Source organism: Streptomyces sp. NPDC046831, from assembly GCF_040645305.1.
GTDB lineage: Bacteria > Actinomycetota > Actinomycetes > Streptomycetales > Streptomycetaceae > Streptomyces.
In genome coordinates this window covers 22,563-49,508 of sequence record NZ_JBEYXZ010000011.1, presented here as the reverse complement: position 1 = coordinate 49,508, position 26,946 = coordinate 22,563, and the positions used below count along the sequence as shown (strand labels likewise).

General features: G+C 70.9%; 8 protein-coding genes and 1 pseudogene. 4 read left to right on the top strand and 5 right to left on the bottom strand.

Annotated features, from left to right (window positions below; translation table 11 throughout):
- Window positions 1-133: 133 nt before the first annotated feature.
- Window positions 134-2,239 carry an elongation factor G gene (fusA, locus tag ABZ920_RS12495; RefSeq protein WP_361502391.1) on the bottom strand — a complete coding sequence of 702 codons (2,106 nt, stop codon included), beginning with the start codon at window positions 2,237-2,239 and terminating at the stop codon, window positions 134-136.
- A gap of 483 nt (window positions 2,240-2,722) precedes the next feature.
- Between fusA and ABZ920_RS12490 the strand changes: the two are divergent.
- A pseudogene (locus ABZ920_RS12490) lies at window positions 2,723-2,878 on the top strand (IS5/IS1182 family transposase); the annotation flags it as partial.
- Window positions 2,879-3,616: 738 nt separating this feature from the next.
- On the opposite strand, the gene ABZ920_RS12485 reads toward ABZ920_RS12490, so the two are convergent.
- The 4 genes from ABZ920_RS12485 to ABZ920_RS12470 all read right to left on the bottom strand — a co-directional run bounded on the left by ABZ920_RS12485 (window position 3,617) and on the right by ABZ920_RS12470 (window position 13,227).
- Entirely contained in the window at window positions 3,617-4,702 is a 1,086-nt protein-coding gene (locus ABZ920_RS12485) for a DNA helicase (protein ID WP_361502388.1), read from the bottom strand.
- Window positions 4,699-6,543: a DUF1998 domain-containing protein gene (locus tag ABZ920_RS12480; RefSeq protein ID WP_361502386.1), complete on the bottom strand. Its 1,845-nt coding sequence runs from the start codon at window positions 6,541-6,543 to the stop codon at window positions 4,699-4,701. The genes ABZ920_RS12485 and ABZ920_RS12480 overlap by 4 nt, the downstream gene beginning before the upstream one ends.
- Window positions 6,540-9,677 carry a helicase-related protein gene (locus ABZ920_RS12475; protein ID WP_361502383.1) on the bottom strand — a complete coding sequence of 1,046 codons (3,138 nt, stop codon included), beginning with the start codon at window positions 9,675-9,677 and terminating at the stop codon, window positions 6,540-6,542. The genes ABZ920_RS12480 and ABZ920_RS12475 overlap by 4 nt, the downstream gene beginning before the upstream one ends.
- A gap of 61 nt (window positions 9,678-9,738) precedes the next feature.
- Window positions 9,739-13,227, bottom strand: a complete 3,489-nt coding sequence (locus tag ABZ920_RS12470) for a sigma-70 family RNA polymerase sigma factor (RefSeq protein ID WP_361502380.1) — start codon at window positions 13,225-13,227, stop codon at window positions 9,739-9,741.
- A 238-nt stretch (window positions 13,228-13,465) separates the two neighbouring features.
- On the opposite strand from ABZ920_RS12470, the gene ABZ920_RS12465 reads away from it, so the two are divergent.
- Genes ABZ920_RS12465 through ABZ920_RS12455 form a run of 3 tightly spaced genes read left to right on the top strand, consistent with a single transcriptional unit; the run spans window position 13,466 to window position 26,907 of the window.
- Entirely contained in the window at window positions 13,466-19,798 is a 6,333-nt protein-coding gene (locus ABZ920_RS12465) for a protein kinase (protein ID WP_361502377.1), read from the top strand.
- 30 nt (window positions 19,799-19,828) lie between these two features.
- Window positions 19,829-22,795: a DEAD/DEAH box helicase gene (locus ABZ920_RS12460; RefSeq protein WP_361502374.1), complete on the top strand. Its 2,967-nt coding sequence runs from the start codon at window positions 19,829-19,831 to the stop codon at window positions 22,793-22,795.
- Complete coding sequence (locus ABZ920_RS12455) at window positions 22,795-26,907, top strand: DNA methyltransferase (RefSeq protein ID WP_361502371.1); 4,113 nt, start codon at window positions 22,795-22,797, stop codon at window positions 26,905-26,907. The genes ABZ920_RS12460 and ABZ920_RS12455 overlap by 1 nt, the downstream gene beginning before the upstream one ends.
- Window positions 26,908-26,946 lie beyond the last annotated feature (39 nt).

Sequence of the window (26,946 nt, the reverse complement as noted above, 5' to 3'; positions counted from 1 at the left end):
CCGGGCCGGCGCGTCCCCGCCCGAGACCGGCAGGCCCCTCCCGTGTGGTGTGCGGGAGGGGCCGGCGTCCCTGGCCGCCGCGCGGGCCGGCGGACGGGCTCCCGTGCCGTACGGTGTGCCCGGCCGCCCGCCCCTAACCGGCCGTGACGTGGGTGGGAACCCGCGCGTACCCCGCGGGCCGGGTGGTGAAGGTGCCCCGGCCCCGGGTGCGGCCGCGCAGCCGCGTCGCGTACCCGAAGAGCTCCGCCAGCGGCACGACGGCGCTGATCACCGCGGTGCCCGAACGCACGGCCTGCGCGGAGATCCGGCCGCGGCGTGCCGCCAGATCACCGAGGACACTGCCCACGGCGTCCTCGGGCACCGTGACCGTGACCTCCGCGACCGGCTCCAGCAGCACCATCGCGCAGGCACGCAGCGCCTGACGCAGGCCCAGCCGCCCCGCCGTGCGGAACGCCGCCTCCGAGGAGTCCTTCGGGTGCGTCGCCCCGTCGGTCAGGGTCACGCGCAGTCCCGTGACGGGATGAGCACCGAGCGGACCTTCGGCGAGGGCGTCCCGGCAGCCGGCCTCGACCGCCCGGACGTACTCCTGCGGCACCCGCCCGCCGACGACGGCCGAACGGAAGGTGAAGCCCGGCGGGTCGCCGTGGCCGTCACCGTCGTCGTCGCCGTCACCATGACCGTCGTCCAGGGGTGCGACGTCGAGGACGACGTGGGCGAACTGCCCCGCTCCGCCGTCCTGTTTGACGTGCCGGAAGACATGGCCGGACACGCCGCGCACGACGGTCTCGCGCAGAGCGACCCCGGGCCTGCCGACACCGACGTCGAGCCCGTGGTCGCGGCGGATCCTCTCCACGGCGACCTCCAGGTGCAGCTCACCCAAGCCCGACAGCACGGTCTGACCGGTCTCGGGGTCCGTCCGTACGACGAGCGAGGGATCCTCCTCGGCCAGCCGGGCCAGCGCGGCCGCCAGCCGTCCGGTGTCCGTGCTCCGGCGCGCCTCGACGGCCATGGAGACGACCGGCTCGGCGGTACCCGGCGGTTCGAGGACGAGCGGAGCGTCCGGAGCGCACAGCGTGGAACCGGCGCGGGCGGACTTGAGCCCGACCACGGCGACGATGTCCCCGGCCACGGCCCGGTCGAGGGGCGTGCGGTGGCCTGCCTGCACGCGCAGGATGCGGCCGATGCGCTCGGTACGTCGTGCGCCGGCGTCCCACACCGTGTCTCCCTTCTCGATCGTTCCCGAGTACACCCGCAGGTAGGTCAGCCGCCCGGTGGCGGTCGCGTGCACCTTGAACGCCAGCGCCGCGAACGGTGCGGCCGGGTCGGCGGCCCGCTCCTGCTCGACCGCATCCCGCATGCCGCGTACCGGCGGTACGTCCAGCGGCGACGGCAGATAGGCGACGACGGCGTCGAGCAGCGGCTCGACGCCCCGGTTGCGGTAGGCGGAGCCGCACAGGACGACCACACCGTCGCCGGTGGAGGTCAGGTCGCGCAGGGCGGAGACGAGGGTGGACGCGGAGAGCCCCTCCCCCGCGCAGAACTCCTCCAGCGCGGCCGGATGCCGTTCCGCCACCGCCTCTTCGAGGACGCGCCGCCGCCGCAGCGCCTCCTCGCGCAGGCCGTCCGGCACCGGACCGACCCGCGCGGCGTCACCGCCGTCGGCCCAGACGACGGCGCGCAGGCGCACGAGGTCCACCACACCGGTGAAATCCTCCTCCGCCCCGATGGGCAGCTGCACGACCATCGGGGCCGGATGCAGCCGCTCCCGGATGGACGCGACGGCCGCGTCGAGGTCGGCACCGGCACGGTCCATCTTGTTGACGAACGCGATGCGCGGCACGCCGTGCCGGCCGGCCTGCCGCCACACCGACTCGCTCTGCGGTTCCACCCCGGCGACGGCGTCGAACACGGCGACCGCCCCGTCGAGCACGCGCAGGGACCGCTCGACCTCGTCCGCGAAGTCGACGTGCCCCGGGGTGTCGATCAGGTTGATCCGATGCCCGTCCCAGTCACAGCTCACCGCTGCGGAGAAGATGGTGATGCCCCGCTCGCGCTCCTGCGGGTCGAAGTCGGTGACGGTGGTGCCGTCGTGCACCTCGCCCCGCTTGTGTGTGCTGCCGGTCGTGTACAGGATCCGTTCGGTGACGGTGGTCTTGCCCGCGTCGACGTGCGCGAGGATACCGAGGTTGCGGACGGCGGCGAGGGGGTCGGTGACGTGACGGGTCGCGTCGTTGCGCATGGCCCGTGGCCTTTCGGGTGATCGGTGATCCGGAGATCCGGAGATCCGGAGATCCGGAGATCCGGAGATCCGGTGATCCGGAGATCCGGAAAAGGACGGCGCGATTCCCCGGGCGAAGCCGCACCGAACCCCCCGGCGTGAGCCGGTCGACGGGCACTCGGCGCGAGAAGGCTGAGGCTCAGATCCTCGTCCCGGGCATCCGGTGCCGGCCGCGCAGCGGGCACCGGGCGGACGAGGACACCAGGATCACCTCGGACCGCGACAGGGGGACGACGACGGCGACGCGGTCGCGCATGGCCGGGCTCCCCTCTCATCTGTCACGGAAGCGCATTGCCCCTTCGAGACAACGCGCGATGCCGTACCGACAGTACGGAAGACACGAGCACCGGGCCACGGAATTTCCTGCGGACGGCCGCTCGTGGGGTGTCCGGCGGCACTGATGCTCCGCCGGACCACCCCACGGCCACCACGGACGGGGGGGGAGACCCGCTTCGCGCCGAGAAGGCGGTCAACCGGCCTCAGTCGAAGATCCGCGCACTCGTCGAGCAGGCCGTCGCGACTCTCAAGTCCCGCCTGCTTCCCGCAAAACTGGGGTGCTCGGCCAGCCGGATGATCAGCTTCGTCGAGACCGTCCTCACCCCCCGTCTGACCGGCTCAGAGCGAAGATGGAAAAGGGCTCAGCGAATTGATCTACCCCGCATCCGCTCCAGGATCACCGCCCTTTGCCTGCCTTCCTCTTCTTACGGATCCATCTGTCCCACATCAGTATGACCACGAGGGCAATACCGCAGCATGCCAGGACCAATGGCTCGTACCCGTCAGGAATGACGTCTCGCGCCATTGTCTCGGATCTATACATGTCTCATCCTTCTCTCCCCAGTGGAAGTCAGGCTGATTGAAAACCGTGCACGGCGCTGGCTACCGGATCCTCCCCCATTCACTCAATACACTCCCACGTCCACCAGCGCCTATGTCGCGTCACGGCACTCAGCGGCGATTTCGCGCCAGCCTAGGGATCCACCCCACTCAATCCGGACTGAGTACCGAGACGAAAACCGGCCCGCGATCCTCGGTGCGGCCGATGGCCGTCCTGTTGGAGGTGGCCGCCCGGGCGGGACCGGCCGGATGGCGGAGGACGCGGCCGTCAGCCACTGCCGTGGCGGAACAGCACCCGCGTCTGGAAGGCTGCCGCCGCAACCTGGCCGACCCCGCCCTGCGCTCCGGCCGGTCCGCTCCATCGCTGCCCGCTGGGGGTTCAGCGATCCCGTGCACTTCAGCGCACCTTCCGCGCGGCCTACGTACACCGCGCTTTCGCCGGCTCACGTGTCAGCCCGTCCAGTGCAGGGCACGGCTGCTGGGACGCTCCGCGCGCGGAGGTCAGCCGCGCATCAGTTCTCCCGGACCCACCTGGGCGAGCAGCGGCGGTTCCGTTTCGCCCTCGTAGGCGAAGTGGAGCTCGCGCCGGGCGCGCGTGGCCAGTACGTAGTAGGTCATGCGCAGAGCAGCGGACGTGGGATCGCAGGCCGCGTCCACATGCGCATCCGGAATGACCACCGTGTCGAAACCGAGGCCTTTGGCGCTTCTGCGGTTGACGATGACGATGCCTGGGCGCCCGAGATCGAGATTGCGGTAGCGGCCACCCCTGGCGTCGGAAGTGTAAAGCTGTGGCTTGAGCCTCGGTGCCCGGTTCTGCAGGCTTCCCAGCAGGGAGAACTGCACGTGCTTGGAGTCGGCGATCACTCCGATGCTTTGTCGCGGGTCCCGTTGGGCCAGCAGGATGAGCAGGTCCGCGACACCGCGCTCCTGGAAGCGGTGCAGTCGTGGCGGCGGCCCCTGTCGGTCGGGCAGCACGGGCACACCTGCGCCCGTGTGGAAGTGGGCGGCCAAGGCTGCGATCTGCTGGGTGTTGCGGTGGTTGCCGTCGACTTCGTGACGCGTGCACCGGCCCAGCTTGCCGGTGATCTCCGCGAGGGTGGAGTGGGAGTCGGTGAGCCGCTGGCACTCGTCCGCGTAGACGGTGGTACGGGCCTGCAGCATCCGGCAGAGCCGGTAGAACTGAGGCGGCAGGTCCTGGCCTTCGTCGATGACGAGCGTGAGCCCGGGTACCGGGCCGGTGTCTGCCGCCCGGTCGAAGAAGGCGTTCCAGTCGTACCAGCCGTTGCCGTCCCGCGGGGGGCGCGCCCCGTACCAATCCTCCAGCCACGCGTGCGCGGTCGACACGCGCACGCTGCGATCGGCGGGCGCGAGTGCGTGCACGGCACCGGCCAGCGACTGGCGCAACAGGTTCGAGTACGTCAGCAGCGTCACCGGTGTCCCGGTGAGGGCGAGCATCACCGCCCGCTGGGCGGCCAGGAGGCTCTTGCCGCTGCCGGGCGGACCGCTGACGAGGTGGTTGCCCTCGAAGGGAAGGTCGTCCAGGCCGGCCCGCTGTTCCGGGGTGAGGTCCAAGTAGGTGAGCGTCACGGCTGCTCCAGGGCGGTGGCCGCCGCGTCGCGAGCGGCGGTGATGATCGACTGCAGATAGCCGGGGACGCTGTCCCCACCGACGACGAGGGCGCGGTCGAGCAGGGTGTTCCCGGTCTCGCAGCTGGTTTCGGGGAGCAGGGCGCAGGCGTGGCAGGCAGCACGGTTGAGGTTGCCGAAGCCCTGGCCGGTGTGTTCTGCGCACAGCGGGTCGGCGGAGCACCAGGCGGCGGCCTCCGTCATCCGCAGCAGGGTCTCCGCCAACCGCGGGGGCTCCCCCTGCCGGACCAGCCCGCCGAGGGTGCCCTCGGCGTCCCCTGCCGCGGTGTAGACGAGGATGCCGTACTGGTCCTGTCCGGAGCGGGCATAGATTCGTTCGCGCAGGCTCGCCGTCGTGTAACCGGACTCGAAGGAGAGCTGGCGGATGAGCAGGTGGGCGAGGGTATGCAGCAGGACGAACCGGGGGGCGAGCTCGGGACCGGTCAAGGTCTCGAGGCGGTCCTTCTGGAAGGACCGGTCCAGGTCGGCCCGCATTCCTCCGACGCGTCGTAGGACGTCCGAGTCCTCCTCCCAGGCGGTGAGGCGGTCCCTGTTCAGGGTGAGGAAGACGCCCTCGCCGAACACTTCCACGGCGGGCAGCCACTTCAGGCGCCGGCTTGTGTCGGCGGGCACGACGGTGGCGTCCGGTGAGACCCGGGTGAAGCCGGAGAGTGCGCGTACTTCACGCAGTCGGTCGGCGAGAACGACTCTGCCGAAGCGCTGGGCGAGGGAGTTCCACGGGTCGACGGTTTCGCCAGTCAGGCCGAGCGTGGTCCCACGCAGTGCGAAGTCGCGGGTCGCGGGCGCCACAGGTGCCGTGAAGGCGGCCCATTCCTCCCGGCTGAGATCGGGCTTCGGGGCCGCCAGCGCGCCGGTGGACGCCTCTGGGGTGTGCCCGGTCTCCTCGGCGAGCAGTGCGGCCATGAGGGCGTCGTCGGCACCGGTGTCCTCCTGGATCATCGTCTGGAAGACACCGGCACGGGGAGTGCCCGCCACCCGGCACAGCGACACCCACAGATCGTGTTCGCGCACCTGGGCCGCGAGCGCGTCGTCGGCGTACGCCGACACCTCCGTCTCGGGGATGTCCAGCGCCGAGTGGGTGACCGGGTAGTACAGGTTGCCTGCCGTACGTTGCACGATCTGCACCGGACGGACGCATTCCACCGCCTCGGCCGTCCGCTGCCACGGGTTGCGGCCGGCGCAGCGCATGCCGTGGGTACCGAGGATGTCGAGCAGGTTCCTCGACGCGCCGCAGTCCTTGGCGGTGCAGGCGACGGAGAGCGCTTCGAGTCCGGAGGCCCGCTCGGACACCAGGAAACGCAGCTTCTCCCGTTCGCCGCACTGCCGGCGTTCGCCCGCGTCGCGCCGGGAGTGGGCCCAGAACCACCAGTCGACGTCGCTGAGGTGACCGGCCTGGCAGATCTGTACGAACCGCATGGGTGCCAAGGTCCGTGCGGGCGAGCAGGACGGGCAGCGTGGCGGCTGACCCGGCTTCTCGTCGGCGATGCGCCAGCGTTTCATCCGCCGGCAGGCGCCGCAGAACAGCCAGGCCGGGAAACGGATGTACGGGGCTCCGGGCGCGTCGGCGACGTCGAAGCGTTCGTTGGCGGCTGCGGGGGCGGCGTAGAAACCGCTCACGCCGAGCCGGGAGGCCAGCCGGGGTGACTCGATGCGCTGCTTGGCCCGGGCCGGCCAGTCACCGATGCCGGTGGCCACGAACGACTCGCCCTGGATGTCGAAGACGGCGCCGACCCCGAACGGCAGCACCGTCTGGGACTGGCGTACGCGAAGTGTGCGGCTCACAGGTCGGCTCCCTTCACCGTCACCTGGCACTCCCGGTCGACGTTGCGCATCGAGTTCGGTGTCTCCCACAGGCCGTAGTTGTGTTCGAAGCTCTTGATCAGGTTGGACTGGCCCTTGCCCTGGCTGCGGTAGTACAGCTCTCGACCGTCCTTGCGAGCTGCCAGCGCGGCCTCCTCCCACTGGTCGAGGAGGTCCGCGAGCTCCCTGCGCACGGCCTCGCCCGCGCCCGGCTCGCAGAGGTCGGCCTGTGCGGACAGCTGGTCCGCCAGCTTTTCGACGTCACGCATCCGGTCAAGTACGTGTCCGGCCTGGTTCTCCGCGGCGAGGCCGAGCTTGTGCCGTACGAGGACGACGAGCGCGGCGTGCAGAGCGCGGCGACGGGAGGGGACGGACCAAGGGGTGACACTGGTCGGTTCCACGTGCCGGTAGAGGGAGCGATGGTAGACGTCGAAGGTCTCGTAGTGCGAACGGTCCCTGGGACGGGTCGCGTTGAAGAACGTCACGACGAGACCGGGCACCGAGTGCCGGCCGACGCGGCTGGTGGCCTGGATGTACTCGGCGGTCGTCTTGGGCTGGCCCTGCATCAGCATCAGGGCGAGCCGCTTGACGTCGACGCCGACGGACAGCATGTTCGTGCACGGCAGGAAGGAGACCGACTGCGGATCGTCCCAGGGCTTCTCCAGCCGGTCCAGCAGCACCGGCTGCTCGGCGCGGTGCAGGTTGCTGGTGAGCTCCTGCACCTGGTGATCGGGCAGCGGCCGTACTCCCGCTCCGGCGTCGAGTCCGGCGAGCTGGGCGGGGATGTCGTCGGCCGCCGCGGTGACGGTGCGGCCGAGTTCGCGCAGACTGTGGTGGTAGGCGACGAGGGTCCAGTAGGCGTCGCGGTGGTCCTCCGGAAGTTCCCAAGCGCCCTGGAGCATGGCGGCGGCGGTGGCCACCGACGCGCGGCCGGCAGTATGGCCTTGGGCCATGACGCCGAGGTAGCGGCGGCCGGGACGGGAGGTGTCGGGCTCGGCGAAGTAGGAGTGGCGGGCGTCGAGTCCGGCGGGCGGGAAGAGCTGGACGCCACCGCTGTACAGCGCACGGACCTGCTCACCGGAACGGCGAATGGTGGCCGTGGACGCGACCACCTTGGGTCCGGTGCCGTCGGGCGCGGTGCACAGTCCGAGGACGGCTGACTCGTACAGGCCCACGGTGGTACCGAGGGGGCCGGTGAGCAGGTGCAGCTCGTCCTGGATGACGAGCGACGGTGGCAGGCTTCCGCCCCCTGCGCCACCTGCCCCGAACAGCCGTCCGGCACGCGGCTCCCAGGCGAGCCGGGCGAACTTGTCGACGGTGCCGAGGACGAAGGTCGGTGGCCGGTCGTACAGCTGCTCGTCCACGACGGCCACGGGCAGCTCGTCGTGGAACACGCATGCCTCGCGCGGACAGAAGAACGCGAAGGAGTCGGCGCCCGCTCGCACGCCGTAGTCACCGATGTCGGGCGACTTGTGCGCGGGCAGGACGCGGGTGCCGCACCACGGACAGCGATCGAGGATGAAGACGTCGTCGGGCGTGGCGGCCTGCCGAACGTTGTCGAATGCCGCCCGGGCCTTCTCGTACGTGTTCGGCGTGGTGGTCTCACCGACCCACAGGCCGATGGAGAAGGGCTCCTCACCGTAGGCCGCCGGATCTTCGCGGCGCAGCGTTTCCAGGGCGCAGACGGTGGTGGCGGCACGCTGGAACTGCTGTGTGGTGAGCAGGCTGAGGGTGTAGCGGCTGAGGACGGCAGTGCCGCCGCCGTCGGCTTCCTGGCGCCGGAACACCATGGTGAAGGCGGCCAGCAGCAGGTACGCCTCGGTCTTGCCGCCACCGGTCGGAAACCAGATCAGGTCCGTCACAGTACGGTCCGGGTGCCGGGAGTCGGCCACTCCGTCGAGGGCAAGCAGGAAGAACGCCAGCTGGAAGGGGCGCCAGGTGGCGTCGGGCGCGGGCGCGGCGACCGCCGGCACGCCGTCCCGGCGGGAGCGCCGGGAGCCGGCCAGGTCCGGCGCGGAGTGACGCATCTGCAGGGCCATCGCCCGGTTGGCGGTGCGGAAGGCGTGCACCAGCTCAGGGCGGCGCGGGTCGCACAGGGTGCGCACGCCGGACTCGATCCGCGCCACGACGGCAGCGATCCGGCCCAGGATGCGGTCGGCGGCCTCCCTGCCCCACTCGGGCACCTCGGTGTTGAGCTGGCCCACGTACCAGGCGCGGTAGTCGGCGGCGAACTCGGCGAGTTCCTCGCGCAGCTGGTCGACGGGCACGGAGGGGTCGGCCAGGTGGAGCAGGTTCAGTACCGGCGATGCGTGCAGGCCGGCGGCCCGTACGCCGGTCACTTCCGCCTCCGGCATGACGGCCGCCCTGAGCCCGGTCACCCGGTGTTCGGCCAGGTCGTCGTAGAGTTCCTCCACGGCGCACCCGTGGCCGACGGCGTGCGTGCGCACGTGCCGGTACTGCAGCCGCAGTTCCTGCTCCTCGGGGTCCCTGCTGGCCAGGCGCACGCTCGGGTACTGCAGAACCCGCCCGTCCACGGGCCGGGCCTGGAGCTTGACCTGGAACAGCATGCGGTCCCAGTGGGCCGCCTTGCCGAGGCCGGGCTCGTGGTGTGCCGCGTTGACCAGCGCGACGGTGATCAGCCTGCCGGAGCCGAACGCTCGGCGGCGCACGCGAAGTTCGGCGCGGCCGTCGAGGACGGTGACATGATCGCGGTCCGGCCCGAGCCGGTGCGTCTCGGCCGGCAGCGGGATCCGCTGCCAGCTCCGGCCCCGTTCCGTGGCTCCGGCGCGGGTTTCGTAGCGGGCAGCGGAGCAGTCGATCTCCACGGTGTCCGCGTCGGTGTAGAAGCTGAAGCCCAGGGACGACGGCAACCACGCATTGGACTCCGGCACGGGATCACCGGCCGGGGCGGTGTCCTCGGCCGCTTTCTCCGACCCGGCTCCCTCCAGTTCCTCGGCCGCGAGGTGCAACTGGCGCTGCAGATCAGCCTCCTGGGGATACAGCGTGCCCATGAGGTACTGCCGGTCGGGCGGGGCGTCGAGCCTCTCGTGCTCGCCGCCCGCCGGTCCCACGAGCTGGTTGCGGAGGTAGAGGACGAGTTCCGGTCTGGGATCCATGGGTCCTTGCTGTTCTCGGCGAGTTCGAATGACGATCGGTTGGGGCGGCGCACAGCTCGGTTCAGGGTCGGCGCCAACGGTCCCGGAACGAGCCGCGGGTTTCGGCGGCCTCCGAGGCGGCGGCCGGCTGTCCCTGGAGGTCGGTGAGCTGCTGCTGCAGTTCGGCGATGCGTGCCCAGGCGTTGTGCTCCGTGTGCGCGATGCGCTGGGCGGCGTTGTGCTCGGTCGCCTCCGCGTGACGCCGGGCCATCTCGACGGCCTGGTCGCGCTGGGCGAGGGCCTCCTCGGTCTCCCGCAAGCGCGCCTCGAGTCCCGCGATGCGGGTCTCGGCTTCTTCTCTGTACTGCCGCAGCCGCAGCTCCAGGTCGTGCGCCCGCCGCTGGTGGTGCTCCGTCCGCCGAGCGGCCTCCTCGGCCTTTTCGGCTCGCTGGAGGACCGCCCGGTACGCCGCACGGTGTTCCCCCCTCAGTGCCGCGATCCGTGTCTCGGCCTCGGCCCGGATGTGCTCCTCGCGGCGCAACAGTGTCTTGTCCATGCGTCGCAGCAGTGCTTCCTCCCAGGAGTCGAGCTCGCGCTCGGCCTCTGTCCGGACCGCTGAGATGCGCCGTTCGGTGACCTCCCACTCATCGGCGAGGCTCTGATCGGCAGCCTGCCCCTGCTCGGCGAGTCGACGTCCAGCCGCCTCCCGCACCTCCGCGAGCTGCAACTCGAAGTCCCGCCGGTGCCGCCCGAGCCGGCTTTCGTACTCCTCGCGGATCCGGTGTTCCCGTGCTTCGAACTCGCGCCGGAGGTCGTGGTCCGTGGTCTTCGTCCGCGGGACGTCGGACTCGGGGGGCTGCGCCTCCTGCCCTCCGCGGCTGGGAGCTTCGTGGGCGAGCTCACCCACGCCGGCGCCGGTGCTCCCCATGGCCGGCTCACCGCCACCCGCCGGAAGGTCGTCGATCGTCTGGTGGAACGCCTCCTGGGACGGCTCCTCACCGTCGGCTGGACGGCCTGGTGACACACCCGGCACATCGCCTTCAGCCACTGGTCCCCGAGGCTCCTCCGCCTCGGCCGGCAGTCCCGCTTCCCGCGTTGCGGCCGAAGACGCACCAGGCGCCTTCTCACCGGTGTGACGCGGCGCGCCGGCGGACTCGGCGACGTACTCCCGCAGTGCGTCCCGCACCGCCAGGCGGGGCTCGCCGTGTACGAGCGACCTGTTTTCGAGGTAGGAGCGCGGCGTCGCGCCGCAGAGTGCCTCAGCGGGCCGGTCGAAGAAGTCCTCGGGCCGCTGCCCGGCCGATGCCACAGCGTCGAGAACGCGGCGCAGCACTTCGAGGGCCGTCAGGACGGGGAACTCGACCGGCTCGCCCTCCGCAGCACACCGCGCCACCGCATCGGCCTCCCGCTGTCCCAGCAGACTCGCGACCGCCTGGTGCCCCACACCGGCGAGCACGTAGCCGGCGAGCCACGCGGTCTGCGCAGAGGGCGCCTTCGCCATCCGAAGGGCGCGTTCCCAGTCGGCCGCGTCGGCCTCGGCGGGGGCGCCGTCCTCCGAACAGGCACCAGTCACCGGAGCGGGGCCGTCGATCGCGCCCCCCAGGCCCGCATCGGCCTGCGAAGCGAGCCCGTCCTCGGCGTCCTCACAGCCTGCACCGGCCGCCGAACGGAAGCCGGTCGCCGTGTCGCCGGGCCCGGTCGACGCGCGGATGCCCGCGCCTCCCACCGCCTCTGCCGTCGCGCCCGCATCGTCCGGCCGTCCATCACGCACCGCCGTCCCGGCGGGCGGTGTGACGACGACGGTCGCCTCCGCGTCCGTTCCGGTCTTCTGCTCCACTGCGCTCTCGGCCGCCTCGGGTCCGCTGTTCGACGCGGTGAGGTCTACGGCGTCCGTGTGCGACGCAGGGACTTCCACTACCTCCTCCGCCGACTCACGCAGGGGGCCGGGCGCCTTGATCAGTTGGTCGGAGCGTGCGGCCCATGCTGATCGGGCGACCTGAGCCGCACGGGCCACGCGAGCCGCTCGAGCGGCCTGCGCGGCACGAGCCGCCCGGACGGCCTGTGCGGCGCGGGCGGAGCGAGCGGCGGCGCGCTCCGCCTCCTCACGTTCGGACTTCTCGTCCACTCCCACAAGTCGCGCGCCGCGCAACCGGGCCATCAGCTCGGGCCGCAGCTTGACCTCCAGTTGCCGGATGCGTTCGCGGCTCACGCCGAACTCGCGCCCCAGCTCGTCGAGCGTGGACGGCTCATCGCCGTCGAGCCCCAGGCGGCGCACGAGGATACGGTGGTCCCGGCCGGCGAAGGTGTCCACGACGGCCATGACCGCCTCCGCGTGCAGGTCACTCACCACCTGCTGTTCCACTGCGGGCAACGGCCGGGTCCGGCCGACGAAGTCCGCCAGGGTGGCCCCGTCACCGATGACGCGGTCGAGCGAGTCCGTGCGGCAGCTCAACCGCCTGACCTCTTCCACCTTCTGCAACGTCAGGTCGCACAGCACGGCGACGTCGGCTGCGGTCGCCGGCCGGCCCCGCCCCGCCAGAGTCCGTTCCGCCCTCGCCACCTTGCGCATCTGCTCGTGCATGTGGACCGGGATCCGGATCAGGGCGCCCTCGTCGGCGATCGCGCGGGCGAGGGCCTGCCGGACCCACCAGGTGGCGTACGTCGAGAACTTGTTGCCCATGGCCGGGTCGAACTTGCGCGCCGCTCTCATCAGGCCCAGGCAGCCGTGTTGAAACAGGTCGTCGTAGTCGAGTCCCTGTTCCAGGTATCCCCGCACCAGGGAGTGCACGAGCCGCAGGTTGTGCACCACGAGGCAGTCACGGGCGCGGATTCTGAGGTCGTCCGACGGGAGCGCCTTCAGTTCCTCCTCGTCCGGCTCCGCCCCGATCCGGTCCGCCCCTCCTCGCACCAGGACGCCGAGACCGACTTCGGTCTCGGCGCTCAGCAGACGCCGCTCGGGGTGCCCCTCGGACCGGTCGGCACGGAGTACGGCCAGGGCGGCCGTCACGGCTGCGGCGATGTCTCCCGTCGCGGCCGCGCCCGGCTCTTCCGCCACGTCCCGCGCCCGGTCGACGGCATGCTCGACTCCGGCCGTTTCGACCCTTGCCCCGGCCGTCGGGGACTGCCCTGACGAGGAGGAGGTCTCGCCCGCGTCACTCCGTGTGCCGGGGTCCTGTCTCACCTTGGCCCACGTCCGCAGTGCGGCTTCCTCCCGCCGGTCCAGCCCGGCCAGGCGGACCACACCCGCCACGGCACGGGGCGTCACGTATCCGTCGGCGTCGGCGTAGCGCGACAGCAGCGTCAGCACCGGCTCGAGACGGGGGAACACATTTTCTTCACCGCCCCGTACAACCCTTTTCACTTCTGAAGGGTCGACGTCTGTATGCACCACGGACTTTTGGACAGGCATCCGCAGCCTGGCCAGCTCCCCACGCAGGCGCTCCCGCTCGGCATCGCCGAGCCCGAGCTCTTGAGCCTGCGCCATGAACACCTCGTCCGGCACCACGCCGTCCACAGTCGCGCGCCGGAGCCGGACCAGCAGCTCGGCCAGCGCGGCCTTCGTGACGGGCACACCTTGCACCGCAGCCCCCTGATGCCGCATGTCGTCCACCCCCAGCCCCAACTTCACGCCTGAGCGTACGGGTCGCACGTTGACAGTGTCAACGGGTGTGTGCCCTATGCAGTTTGGTCGCCCTCGTGTACGGTGAGCCCGGTTGTCCGACCTCCTGACGTGACGTCAGCGGAAGAGGCAGCATGTGCAGGGGGCAAGTCCCGGACAGGGACGGCGAGATGAACGCGAGGGGGCGGCCGTGGGCCACGAGCTGATCGATGGCAGGTTCCGCATCGGACAGGTCATCGGCAAGGGCAACATGGGGGAGGTCCACCGGGCGGAAGATCTCCACGCCGCGGAGGGCAGTGCCGAGCGCACAGTCGCTGTGAAGACGATCCTGCGCCGCCGTACGGGCGCGCTGATCGACACCGACGGGGACATCAAGGCGGTGGAGCGTTTCGCCCGCGAGGTCCGCATCATGCGCCGCCTCGAGCACCCCAACCTGACCCGGCTCATCGCCGGCGGCGTCACCGCGGACGGCGGACTGCCGTACCTGGCGATGGAGTGCCTGGACGGCGAGACGCTGCGCGACCTCATCGGGGAGGAGGGCCAGCTTCCGCTGTCCTGGGTCACCGCCATCGGCGCCCAGATAGCCGACGGCCTCGCCACGGCGCACGCTGCCGACGTCGTGCACCGCGACCTGAAGCCCGCGAACGTCATGCTGACGCGGGGTGGCACCGTCAAGGTGCTCGACTTCGGCATGGGGCGCATCGTCGACGACCCGGACGAGGCGCGGCTCACCAGCACGGGCGTGAGCGTCGGCACCGCCCGCTACATGGCTCCCGAGCAGTTCCGGGCCCGCCAGGTCACGCAGGCCGCCGACCTGTACGCCCTCGGCTGTGTGCTGTACGAGATGCTCGTCGCCGTACCCCCCTTCACCAGTGAGTCGCCCTACGAGCTGGCCCGCAAGCACCTCGAGAGCGAGCCGACGCCCCTCGCCGTCATCCGCGGGGGGATACCCGCCGGCCTGGTCCGCCTGGTCGGCCGGCTGCTGGCGAAGGACCCGTCCGACCGTCCTGCCGACGCGGCGGAGGTCCGGGACGCGCTGCTTCCGCTGGCCGTCGCCGACGCGGACACTCGCAGCCTCCCCCACTGGAGCGCCCTCGACCCGACGCGTCCCCTGCTCGCCTCCGTCGCCCGCAGCGTCGCCTCGCCTCCGGAACGCGCTGCGCGCCCGGCCCCGGTCACCGCGTCCGGCACGGCCATGGACGTCTTCGGGGTGCACCGCGCACTCATCAAGGACTACCGCGACTTCACCGAGGGCGGCACCGTCATCCGCGACGACCGCATCGAGGCGTTCGTGGAGAAGGACCTCGACGACAAGTCGCAGTGGCCGGATCCGTGGCTGTCGCTCAACCCCTTCTTCCAGAGCGGCGGCACGGTCGCGGAACTGGTCGGGGAGAAAGTGCTGCACCCGGAGTGCGCCCGCATCTTCCAGGCCGGCAAGACGGAGGGCGGCACGGTCCCGGACGGGCGTCCCCTCACCCTCCACCGCCACCAGCGCGAGGCCATCGACGCCGCCGCGCGCGGCGCCTCGTACGTGCTGACGACCGGCACCGGTTCCGGCAAGTCGCTCTCGTACATCGTCCCGATCGTGAACCGCGTCCTGCATGAGCGGGATTCCGAGGGGCCGGGGGCGGTCATGGGGGTCCCCCCGGCCGGGGGCCGGGGGAGGGTGCGCGCCGTCATCGTGTACCCCATGAACGCGCTGGCGAACAGTCAGCTGAAGGAACTGGAGAAGTACCTGCGCGACGGCTACGGCCAAGGCCACGAGCCGGTCACCTTCGCCCGGTACACGGGCCAGGAGGACGACGCCAAGCGCAGGGAGATCCGCGACAACCCGCCGGACATCCTGCTCACCAACTACGTGATGCTGGAGCTGATGCTGACCCGGCCCGCCGACCGGGCCAGCCTGATCAAGATGGCCAAGGGCCTGGAGTTCCTGGTCTTCGACGAGTTGCACACCTACCGCGGCCGGCAGGGCGCGGACGTCGCCCTGCTGATCCGCCGGGTCCGCGAGGCCTGTCAGGCGCCCGACGTGCAGTGCATCGGCACCTCGGCGACCATGTCGACCGAGGGCACCGTCGAGGACCAGAAGAAGGTCGTCGCCGGCGTGGCGAGCAGGCTGTTCGGCACGACGGTCAACCCCAGGGACGTCATCGGCGAGACGCTCGTGCGAGCCACCGACGAGGCGCCGGACACCGTGCCCGCCGAGCGCCTGACCTCGCCGGCCGCGCCGCGCGCGTACGCCGATCTCGTGCGCGACCCGCTGGCCCGCTGGATCGAGACGCGCTTCGGTCTGGCGACGGACGAGGCGACGGGCCGGCTGGTGCGCCGGCGGCCGACGACGATCGCTCGCGCCGCCCACGAGCTGTCCGGGCTGTCGGGTGTCGCCGCGGACGACTGCGCGAGGGCCATCGAGGCGACCCTGGAGGCCGGCTCGCAGGCCCGGCACCCGGTCACCGACCGTCCGCTGTTCGCGTTCCGGCTGCACCAGTTCCTGTCCAAGGGCGACACCGTGTACGTCACCCTGGAGGACAAGCTCTCCCGCCACCTGACCCGTTCCTACCAGCTGGAGCAGCCCGGCAGCGGCGGCAAGCTGCTGATGCCGCTCGCCTTCTGCCGGGAGTGCGGCCAGGAGTACCTGACCGTCTGGCGCAACGAGAAGGACGGCGAGGTCCGTTACGAGGCGCGCCGCGACACCTCCGCCACCGGTGGCCGCCAGGGCGACGGTTACCTCTTCGTCGACCACGAGCGGCCCTGGCCGGCCAGCGTCCAGTACGCCGTCGACGACCGCCGGCTGCCCGAGTCGTGGCTGGAGCTGGACGACAGGGGCCAGGAGGTGGTCCGGAAGACGTTCCGCGACCGGGTGCCCCGGGCCGTCACCGTCGATCCCCTCGGCTACGAGGGCCGGGGAGAGCTGAAGGCCGCGTTCATCCCGTCGCCGTTCCTGTTCTGCCTGCACTGCGGTGTCGCCTACGAGCAGACCCGCGGCCGGGACTTCGCCAAGCTGGCGACGCTGGACCAGGAGGGCCGTTCCTCGGCGACCTCCCTCATCTCCGCCTCGGTGGTGCGGTCCTTGAAGTCCGTGCCCGAGGAGGCCCTCGACAAGGAGGCCCGCAAGCTCCTCACGTTCGTCGACAACCGTCAGGACGCCTCCCTCCAGGCCGGTCACTTCAACGACTTCGTGCAGATCACCCAACTGCGCGGCGCCCTGTACCAGGCCGCGCTGGACGCGGGCGCGGACGGTCTCACCCACGAGGAGCTGGCTTCCGCGGTGACGAACGCGCTCGCGCTCACCCCCGTCGACTACACGGGCGAGCGCGACCAGCCCCCGATGCTCGCCAAGGCCGCGGCCAAGACGCTGCGTGACGTGGTCGCCTTCCGGCTCTACCTCGACCTGGAGCGTGGCTGGCGCATCACCATGCCGAACCTGGAGCAGACGGGCCTGCTGGAGATCGACTACGCCGACCTGCAGTGGGTCGCGGAGAAGCAGGACCGCTGGGCGCACACCCACGCGGCGCTGCGGGACGCCGACCCCGCCCTGCGGGCGGAACTCATGAAGGCACTACTCAACGAGATGCGCCGCTCCCTCGCCATCGACGTCTCCTACTTCCGTGACGACTTCGACGCGCTCCAGCGGGCGAGCGAGGAACGGCTGGCGGACCCGTGGGTGCTGGCGGCCTCCGACCGGCCGCGGGTCGGCACCGCCTACCCGCATCCCTCGACGGGCCGCGGCATGGACCGCTCCGGCCTCTTCCTCTCCTCGCGCGGCAAGTTCGGCAAGTACCTCAAGCGCGCCGACGCCTCGTTCAAGGACCTCTCCCCCGACGACCTGCAGCTCGTCATCGCTGAGCTGCTGAAGGTGCTCGCCGCGGACGGCCTGGTGAAGGAGGTGGCGGAGGCGCCGCAGCGCGCGGGCCGCTTCCGCAGGCCCGCCACGGACACCCGGATGGGCTACCGGGTGGCGGCCCAGTCGCTGATCTGGCGGGCCGGCAAGGGCGAGACGGGCGCGCACGACCCGCTGACGCGCACCTACCCCAGCGGCGACGGCCCGCGCGTCAACACCTTCTTCCGGGACCTGTACAAGGAGGCGGCGAGCGCGCTGTCCGGCCTCTTCGCGCGCGAGCACACCGCCCAGGTCGCCCCGCAGGAGCGGGAGCTGCGCGAGGAGGCCTTCCGCAAGGCGGAGCTGAAGCTGCTCTACTGCTCCCCCACGATGGAGCTGGGCGTCGACATCTCCTCGCTCAACGCGGTGATGATGCGCAACGTGCCGCCCACGCCCGCCAACTACGCCCAGCGCTCGGGCCGCGCGGGCCGCAGCGGCCAGCCCGCGCTGGTGACGACGTACTGCGCGACGGGCAACAGCCACGACCAGTACTACTTCCGCCGCTCGGAGCGGATGGTGGCGGGCGCGGTGGCCCCGCCGCGCCTGGACCTGGCCAACGAGGACCTGGTCCTCTCCCACCTGCAGGGCCTATGGATCGCCGAGGCCAGCCTGAAGCTGGGCCGCGCGATACCCGACGTCCTGGACGTGTCGCACCCGGACACCGGCGACCGCCCGAACCCCGCCCTGCAACTGCTGCCGGAGATCCTGGACGCGTCCCTGGACGAGACCGCCCAGCACCGCACGGTGGAGGCGGCCCTCAGGGTGCTGGGCCCACTGCTGCCGGACTTCGTCGACACGACGTGGTGGCACGACGACTGGATCCAGGACCGGGTGCGCACGGTGCCCGAGCGTTTCGACCGGGCCTTCGACCGCTGGCGGCAGCTCTTCCGCGCCGCGCTCGACGACCAGTACATCCAGAACAAGCGCCGCCTGGACTACAGCCTCACCGAGTCCGACCGCAACCGGGCCAACGCCCGGCGCCGCGAGGCGGAGACGCAGCTCAACCTGCTGATGAACGAGAGCGTCGACAGCAAGTCGGTCCTCTCCGACTTCAACCCCTACCGCTACCTGGCCTCCGAGGGCTTCCTGCCCGGCTACAGCTTCCCGCGCCTGCCGCTGGCCGCGTACATCCCGACCGTCGGCCGCCGCCGCGGCGACGGCGACTACCTCCAGCGGCCCCGCTTCCTCGCCATCCGCGAGTTCGGCCCCGGCGCGCTCATCTACCACGAGGGCGCCCGCTACCAGGTGACCCGCATCCAGCTGCCGCCGGACTCCTCCGGCGACCTGGCGACCAGCGAGGCCCGCCGCTGCGCGCAGTGCGGCTACCACCACGATCCGGCCGAGCGGCAGGACCGCTGCCAGATGTGTGACGAACCGCTGGGAGCGGCCACCCACGGCCTGCTGCAGCTGCACACCGTGTACACCACCCGCCGGGAGCGGATCTCCTCCGACGAGGAGGAGCGCCGCCGGGCCGGCTACCGCCTGGAGACGTCGTACCGGTTCCAGGACCACGGCGCCCGCAAGGGCCGCCTCAACGCCTCCGTCGCGGACGCCTCGGGCGCCCCGCTGGCCGACCTCGCCTACGGCGACTCGGCGACCGTCCGGATCACCAACCTCGGCCGCGTGCGGGCCAAGAAGGACGAGCCGGCGGGTTACTGGCTCGACCTCGCCGACGGCCGCTGGATGAACGACAAGGACGCCGCGGAAGCCTCCGGCGACTCCAGCGAGCTGCCGGTGGTCGACGAGGAGGGCCAGGAGCGGCGCCGCAAGAAGCGGGTCATCCCGTACGTCGAGGACCGCCGCAACATCCTCGTCATCACCCTGGACGAGGCCCTGCCCGAGCCGGAGGCGGTGTCCCTCATGTACGCGCTCGAGCGAGGCATCGAGGCCGCGTTCGAGCTGGAGGACGCCGAGCTGTCCAGCGAGCTGCTGCCGCCGGACGGCGGACCGCGCAACCGGTTCCTGTTCACGGAGGCCGCCGAGGGCGGCGCGGGCGTGCTTCGCCGCCTTCAGGCGGAGACGGACGCCTTGGCCACGGCGGCCCGGCAGGCCCTGTCGATCTGCCACTTCGACCAGGACGGCACCGACCAGGGCGGCCCGCACCGGGACCGGCCCTGCGCCCTGGGCTGCTACGAGTGCCTGCTGACGTACGGCAACCAGCTCGACCACGCGCTGATCAACCGGCACGCGGCCCGGCACCTGCTGGTGCGCTTCGCCTCCGCGACGGCGGAGCGCGAGTCGCGTGGCGAGTCACGCTCGGAGCAGTACCGCCGCCTGCTCGACCAGGCGCCCGCCGCTCTCGACGCGCCCACCGCTGTCGAGGCGTCGGCCGCCGCCGAGCTCGCCGCGCGGGGCGACTTCCTGGGCTGGGCGAAGACGAAGGGCCTGAACCTGCCGGACGAGGCGGGGCCGTTCCTGACCGAGGCCAACGCGATGCCCGACTTCGTGTACCGGCTGCCCGGCGGCAACGTCGCCGTCTTCGTGGACACGCCCGACAAGGAGATGGACACCTTCCGGGACGAGGACGCCGAGGACCGTCTCCTCGACGCCAGTTGGGACGTCGTCCGCTTCCCGCACGGCGGCGACTGGGACGCCATCGCCGCCGCCAATCCCCGGTACTTCGGCACCCCTGCCGCCAACTGACCGCTCGTTCCTGAGGACTCGACAACACACATGGCACTCACGTACTCCGCCGGTTCCCTGGTGAAGGCCCGCGGCCGCGAATGGGTGGTGCTCCCCGAGAGCAAGCCCGACCTGCTCGTCCTGCGCCCGCTCGGCGGCTCGGACGACGACGTCGCCGCCGTCTTCCCGGCGTTCGAGACGGTCGAGGAGGCCCGGTTCGCCGCTCCGGAGCCGAGCGACCTCGGCGACCAGCGGGCGGCCGGTCTGCTGCGCACCGCCCTGCGCGTCGGCTTCCGCTCGGGCGCGGGCCCGTTCCGCTCACTGGCCGGCATCGCGGTGGAGCCGCGTGCGTACCAGCTCGTCCCGCTCCTGATGGCGCTGCGCCAAAAGACGGTCCGCATGCTGATCTCCGACGACGTCGGCATCGGCAAGACCGTCGAGGCGGGTCTGATCGCGAGCGAACTCCTGGCGCAGGGCGAGGCGTCGGGCCTGGCCGTGCTGTGCTCCCCCGCGCTGGCGGAGCAGTGGCAGCAGGAGCTGCGCGGCAAGTTCGGTATCGACGCGGAACTGGTGCTCTCGTCGACGGTCACCCGTCTGGAGCGCGGCCTGGATCTCGGCCAGTCCCTCTTCGACCGCTACCCGAACGTCATCGTCTCCACGGACTTCATCAAGTCCACCCGTCACCGCGACGACTTCGTACGGCACTGCCCCGACCTGGTGATCGTCGACGAGGCGCACACGTGCGTGGCCTCCGACGACACCAAGACGGGCACGCAGAACCAGCTGCGCTACGAGCTGCTGCGGCGGGTGGCCGAGGACGCGGAACGGCACCTGCTGCTGGTGACGGCGACCCCGCACAGCGGCAAGGAGTCCGCGTTCCGGAACCTGCTGGGCCTGGTCAAGCCCGAGCTGGCCCACGTCAACCTGGAGTCGGAGACGGGCCGGAAGCTCCTCGCCCAGCACTTCGTGGCCCGCAAGCGCGCGGACGTACGTCAGTACCTCACCAAGGAGGACGGCCTGGCCGACGACTCCCTCGCGGAGCGCACCGCGTTCCCCTCGGACCGCTACTTCAAGGACGAGACGTACAAGCTGTCCCCGGAGTACCGGGCCCTGCTGGACGACGCGATCGCCTACGCGAGCGAACGGGTCGAGGAGGCGGACGGCCGGGGCCGCAGGGAGGCCCGAATAGCCTGGTGGTCGGCGATCGCGCTGCTCCGCTCGCTGGTGTCGTCCCCGCGGGCGGCGGCCCAGACGCTCCGCACGAGGTCCGCGGCAGCGGTCGCGTCGTCGGCGGAGGAGGCCGACAAGCTCGGCGCCCCGCTCAACAGCGACGCGGCCGACAGCGACTCCATGGAGGGCATGGACGTAGCGCCGGGCGCCGAGATCGACGCCGACGATCCCCGCTCGCGCCTGGCCGAACTCGCCGACCGCGCCGCCGAGCTGGAGGGCCCGGCGCAGGACCTCAAGCTGAAGGCGCTGGTCAAGCACCTCAAGGCGCTGCTGGCCGACGGCTACAACCCGATCGTCTTCTGCCGCTACATCCCGACGGCCAAGTACCTGGCCGAACAACTGGGGAACGACCCGGAGACGAAGAAGCGCGGCCCGCTGGGCGCGAAGACGGTCGTCAAGGCGGTCACAGGCGAGCTGTCGCCGCAGCAGCGCATCGACAACATCGAGGCGCTGGCGACCGAGGCCGGCGAGGACGCCGCCGCGCGCCGGGTGCTGATCGCCACGGACTGCCTGTCGGAGGGCGTCAACCTCCAGCACTACTTCGACGCGGTGGTCCACTACGACCTGGCGTGGAACCCCACCCGCCACGACCAGCGCGAGGGTCGCGTCGACCGCTACGGCCAGCGCCGCGACGAGGTCCGCGTCATCACCCTGTACGGCGAGGACAACGGCATCGACGGCAAGGTCCTCGAAGTCCTCATCAAGAAGCACCGCCAGATCAAGAAGGACCTGGGCATCTCGGTGTCGATCCCGGACGAGCTGTCCACGGGTGTTACGGATGCGATCGTCGAATGGCTGCTGATGCGCGGCCGCGAGAACGAGGACGCCCTCTTCAGCGCGGACGCGTTCAAGGTGAGCACGGCAAAGCTGGACAGCGACTGGAACTCGGCGGCCGAGCGCGAGAAGCGGTCCCAGTCCCGGTTCGCGCAGCGCGCGATCCACCCGGAGGAGGTGGCCCGCGAGGTCGCCGCGGTCCGGGACGCGCTGGGCGGTACGGGCGAGGTGCGGACGTTCGTACGGGAGGCGCTGGGCTCGCTGGGCGCGGTGCTGCGCGGAGCGGCCGAGGCCGACGACTTCACGGCCCAGGTGGGCGGCACTCCGGCCGGCCTGCGGGACGCACTGGCGACCGCCGTGGGCGCGGAGATGATCGAGCAGGACCGCCCGATCCCGTTCCGCACGGACCCTGCCGTGGCGCGGGGCGAGGCGGCGCTGGTGCGCACGGACCCGGTCGTGGGCGCGCTCGCCTCGCACGTCCTCAATGCGGCGCTGGACACCCAGGCGGACGGCGCCCGCCCGGCACGCCGCTGCGGCGTGATCACGACGGACGCAGTGACCACGCGGACGACGCTGCTGCTGGTCCGCTACCGCTTCCACCTGACGCTGCCGTCGCGCAGCGGCGAGAAGCAGCTCGTCGCGGAGGACGCGCGGCTGCTCGCCTTCGAGGGCTCACCGAAGAACGCGGTGTGGCTGCCGCAGGAGCGCGCCGCGGCCCTGCTGGACGCGACGGCGTCCGCGAACACCGACCCGCACTTCGGCGAGCGCATGATGAAGCGCATCCTCGACCAACTCCCCGAGGCCAACGCCTACCTGGAGACGTACGGCGAGGAACTGGCCGCCGAGCTGGACGCCTCGCACCGCCGGGTGCGCCAGGCGTCCGGCGAGATCGTCCGCGGCCTGTCGGTGACGGCCCAGAAGCCGGCCGACGTCTTGGGCGCGTACCTGTACCTGCCCGCGAACCCCTCCGCTTCCTCCCCCGCCCCTGCTGCTGTTTCTGGAGCGTCCGCCTGATGTCCGCCACGACTCGCAACCAGGTGTTCACCGCCGTCCACACGGTCGGAGGTCTGCTGCCGGCCGACATGCTGCTGCGCATCTCCGAGGGCAAGGACGTCCCGGGCTCGAAGCCCGCCGACTACGGCCTGCCGTCGTCGCGTTCGGTACGGGACGAGGCGGAGCGCAGCTGGGAGTACCTGAAGCCGCTGTGGCGCGACCTGCGCAAGCACCTCCCCGAGGACCACGAGACGGGCCTGCCCGCGACCGACCCGACCGGCCGTGCAGGTGCCGACTGGCTGGCGCCGCTGTGGCGGGAGCTGGGCTTCGGCCGCCTCGCGCCGATCGGCACGGAGGGCGTCACCGCCGACTCGGACACGGAGAAGCGGTTCGAGGTCTCGCACCGGTGGCAGCACGCGCTCCTCCACCAGGTGCCGTGGAACGCCAACCTGGACAAGCGACGGGGCGGCGCGGGCACGGTCCCGCCGCAGTCGATGCTCCAGGAGTGCCTGAACCGGACCGAGGCCCACCTGTGGGGCGTCCTGACGAACGGCCGCCAGGTCCGCCTGCTCCGGGACTCCAGCGCCCTGGCCACGGCGTCGTACGTCGAGTTCGACCTGGAGGCGATCTTCGACGGCGAGCTGTTCAGCGAGTTCGTGCTGCTGTACCGGCTGCTGCACGTGTCGCGGTTCGAGGTCGCGGAGGGCGCGGCGCCGTCGACGTGCTGGCTGGAGAAGTGGCGCACGGAGGCGATCGCCCAGGGCACGCGGGCCCTGGACCAGCTCAGGAAGGGCGTCCAGCGGGCGATCACGACCCTCGGTACAGGCTTCCTGAAGCACCCGGACAACCGGGAGCTGCGGGAGACGCTGGAGGTCAAGACCTTCCACTACGCGCTGCTGCGCCTGGTCTACCGGCTCCTGTTCCTGTTCGTGGCCGAGGACCGCGAGGTCCTGCTGTCCCCGTCGGCGGACGAGACGGCGAAGGAGCGCTACGCGGCGTACTTCTCCTCGGCCCGCCTGCGCCGGCACGCGCAGCGACGGAGGGGCACGGCTCACGGCGACCTGTACCAGGCGCTGCGCTTCGTGTTGGCCGGTCTCGGGAACGACGACGGTCTGCCGGAGCTGGGCCTGCCCGGCCTGGGCGGCATCTTCGACGACACGGAGGCGGACAAGCTCCTGCACGGCCTGTCCCTGTCGAACGAGCCGCTGCTGGAGGCGGTCCGGGCGCTGTCGATCGTGCGGGACACGAGCAGCAAGCGGAACCGGGTGGTCGACTACCGCCACCTGGACGCGGAGGAGCTGGGCTCCATCTACGAATCCCTGCTGGAGCTGGTCCCGAAGCACAACGCGTCCGAGCGCACCTTTGAACTGGTCGAGTTGGCGGGCAACGCGAGGAAGACCACGGGCTCGTACTACACCCCGTCCTCGCTGATCGAGTGTCTGCTCGACTCCGCGCTGGACACGGTGATCGACGATGCGGTGAAGCGCGGTGAGATCCGGGCGACACGCTCGGGCCAACCGGACCCGGGCCCGGCTATCGTCGAGGAACTGCTGAACCTGACGGTCTGTGATCCAGCGTGTGGGTCTGGCCACTTCCTGGTGGCTGCGGCGCGGCGCATCGCCAAGCGGGTGGCTGCGGTACGGGAGCAGAACCCAGAGCCGACGATCGACGCGGTGCGGCACGCGCTGCATGAGGTGGTTGCGCGGTGCATCTACGGCGTTGACCTGAACCCGATGGCCGTCGAGCTGGCCAAGGTGTCGCTGTGGCTGGAGGCTCTGGAGCCGGGCAAGCCGCTGGGCTTCCTGGACGCCCACATCAAGCACGGCAACGCACTGATCGGAGCCACGCCGGCACTGCTGGCCAAGGGCATACCCGACGACGCCTTCAAGCCGATCGAGGGCGACGACAAGAAGATCGCGTCGGCCATCAAGAAGCGGAACGCCGCGGAGCGCGGAGGCCAGCTGAGCTTCCACACGGAGGAGCGCATCTGGGTGTCGAACGCGGCGTTCGCGGCCAGCCTGCGGGACATCACTGCGGCGTCGGCTGAGACCTTGCGCGACGTCCGGCTCCAGTCCAGCCGGTTCCGTGACCTCGAGCAGTCGGCGGACTATCTCCGGGCGCTGCATATCGCCGACGGCTGGTGTGCGGCCTTTGTCTGGCCCAAGTATCAGGGTGCGCCGACTCCGGTGACGGAAGGTGTCTTCCGGGACCTCCAGAGCGCGGGCGCGGGCATTCCGGTGAGCACGAACGAGGAGATCATCCGGCTCGCGCACGACTACAGGTTCTTCCATTGGCACCTGGAGTTTCCGGAGGTCTTCTCGGTGCCCGAGTCGGGCGCTGACGCACAGCCTGGGACCGGCTGGTCGGGGGGCTTCGGTGCGGTGGTGGGGAATCCGCCGTGGGAACGGGTCAAGCTTCAGGAGCAGGAGTTCTTCGCAGAGCGCAGCCCCGAGATCGCCAAGGCGACGAATGCGGCTGCGCGGAAACGGGCGATCGCCCAGTTGAAGGACGACCCCGACAGACGTCTGCTCTTCGAGGAGTTCGAGGCCGCCAAGCGCCGCGCAGATGGCGAGAGCCACTTCCTGCGCATCAGCGGCCGGTACTCCCTCACGGGGCGCGGCGACATCAACACGTACGCCGTTTTCACAGAGACGGACCGCACGCTGACCGGCCCTCGCGGGCAGACAGGCGTCATCGTGCCCACGGGCATCGCGACGGACGCTACGACGCAATACTTCTTCGCAGACGTCGTGACCACGGGCCAGTTGGTCGCCTTGTACGACTTCGAGAACGAGGACAAGGTTTTTCCCGGCGTCCACAATCAGATGCGCTTCTGCTTGCTCACCCTACGGGGAACAGGGGATATGAGCGAGCCGGCCCGGATGGTGTTCAAGGTGCGCCAGGCCGAGCAGATCGCCGAGCGTCGTTACCACCTGACGGCGGAGGACATCCTCCGGATGAACCCCAACACCGGTACTTGCCCGGTCTTCAGCAGCCGTCGCGACGCCGAGATCACTCTGGGCATCTATCGCCAGGTGCCGGTCCTCATCGACGAGTCACGCAAGGACGGCAATCCGTGGGGGGTGTCATTCATGCGCATGTTCGACATGGCCAACGACTCCCATCTGTTCCGCCCCGACGCTCGGCGAGGTGAGACGTTCGAGGATCTCCTCAAGGACGGCTGGAACCTGGAGGGCAACGTACTGGTTCGGGGCGACGAACGCCTGTTGCCCCTGTACGAGGCCAAGATGCTTCACCACTACGACCACCGCTTCTCTACATACGAAGGCGCCACGGAGAAGCAGCTCAACAAGGGCACGTTGCCGCGACTCACCGTGGAGCAGCATCAAGACGCCTCGGCTGTCCCGATGCCGCGGTACTGGGTCCCTGAGCAGGATGTTCCCACGGGCGCAATCGACAAGAGCGGCAAGGAGATCAAGCTGCCGGGTGTTCGGTCGCGGCTTGCTGCCAAGGGGTGGGAGCAAGGCTGGGTCCTCGGGTGGCGCGACATCTGCCGGGCGTCCGACGAGCGCACCATGATCTGCTCGGTCGCGTCTGCGTATGGCTTCGGGCATCCGTTCCCCCTGCTCCTCCCCTCCGATCCACAGTATGCGCCGTTTTTGCTTACGGTTCTGTCGTCCATGGCCTTCGACTACTCCGTACGCCAGAAGATCGGCGGCACCCACCTGACGTACGGCTACGTCACGCAACTCCCCGTGCCCACACCGAAAGCTCTCGCGCCTCACAGTGACTTCTTGATGCCGCGCCTCGCGGAACTCACCTACACCTCCAGTGATATGAAGGCCTTGGCCAGCGACCTCGGCGACATCGGCACTCCCTTCCGCTGGAACCCCGACCGGCGGACAACGATCCGCGCAGAGCTGGACGCCCTCTTCTTCCACCTGTACGGCGTCTCCCGCGACGACACCTCGTACGTGCTCGATACCTTCAACGTCACCCGAGACAATGACGTGAAGGCGCACGGGACGTACCGCACCAAGAACCTGATCCTCGACGAGTACGACCGCATGGCCGTAGCCGGCGTCAGCCTGGAGAACCCGTTGGTGGACGGCGAGAACTACACCTCCACCCTGACCCCGCCTCCGGGCCACGGCCCCCGGCACCCCGCCTGACCGCCCGACGGTCGCCGCGCGCACCCCGACCACCCTCAA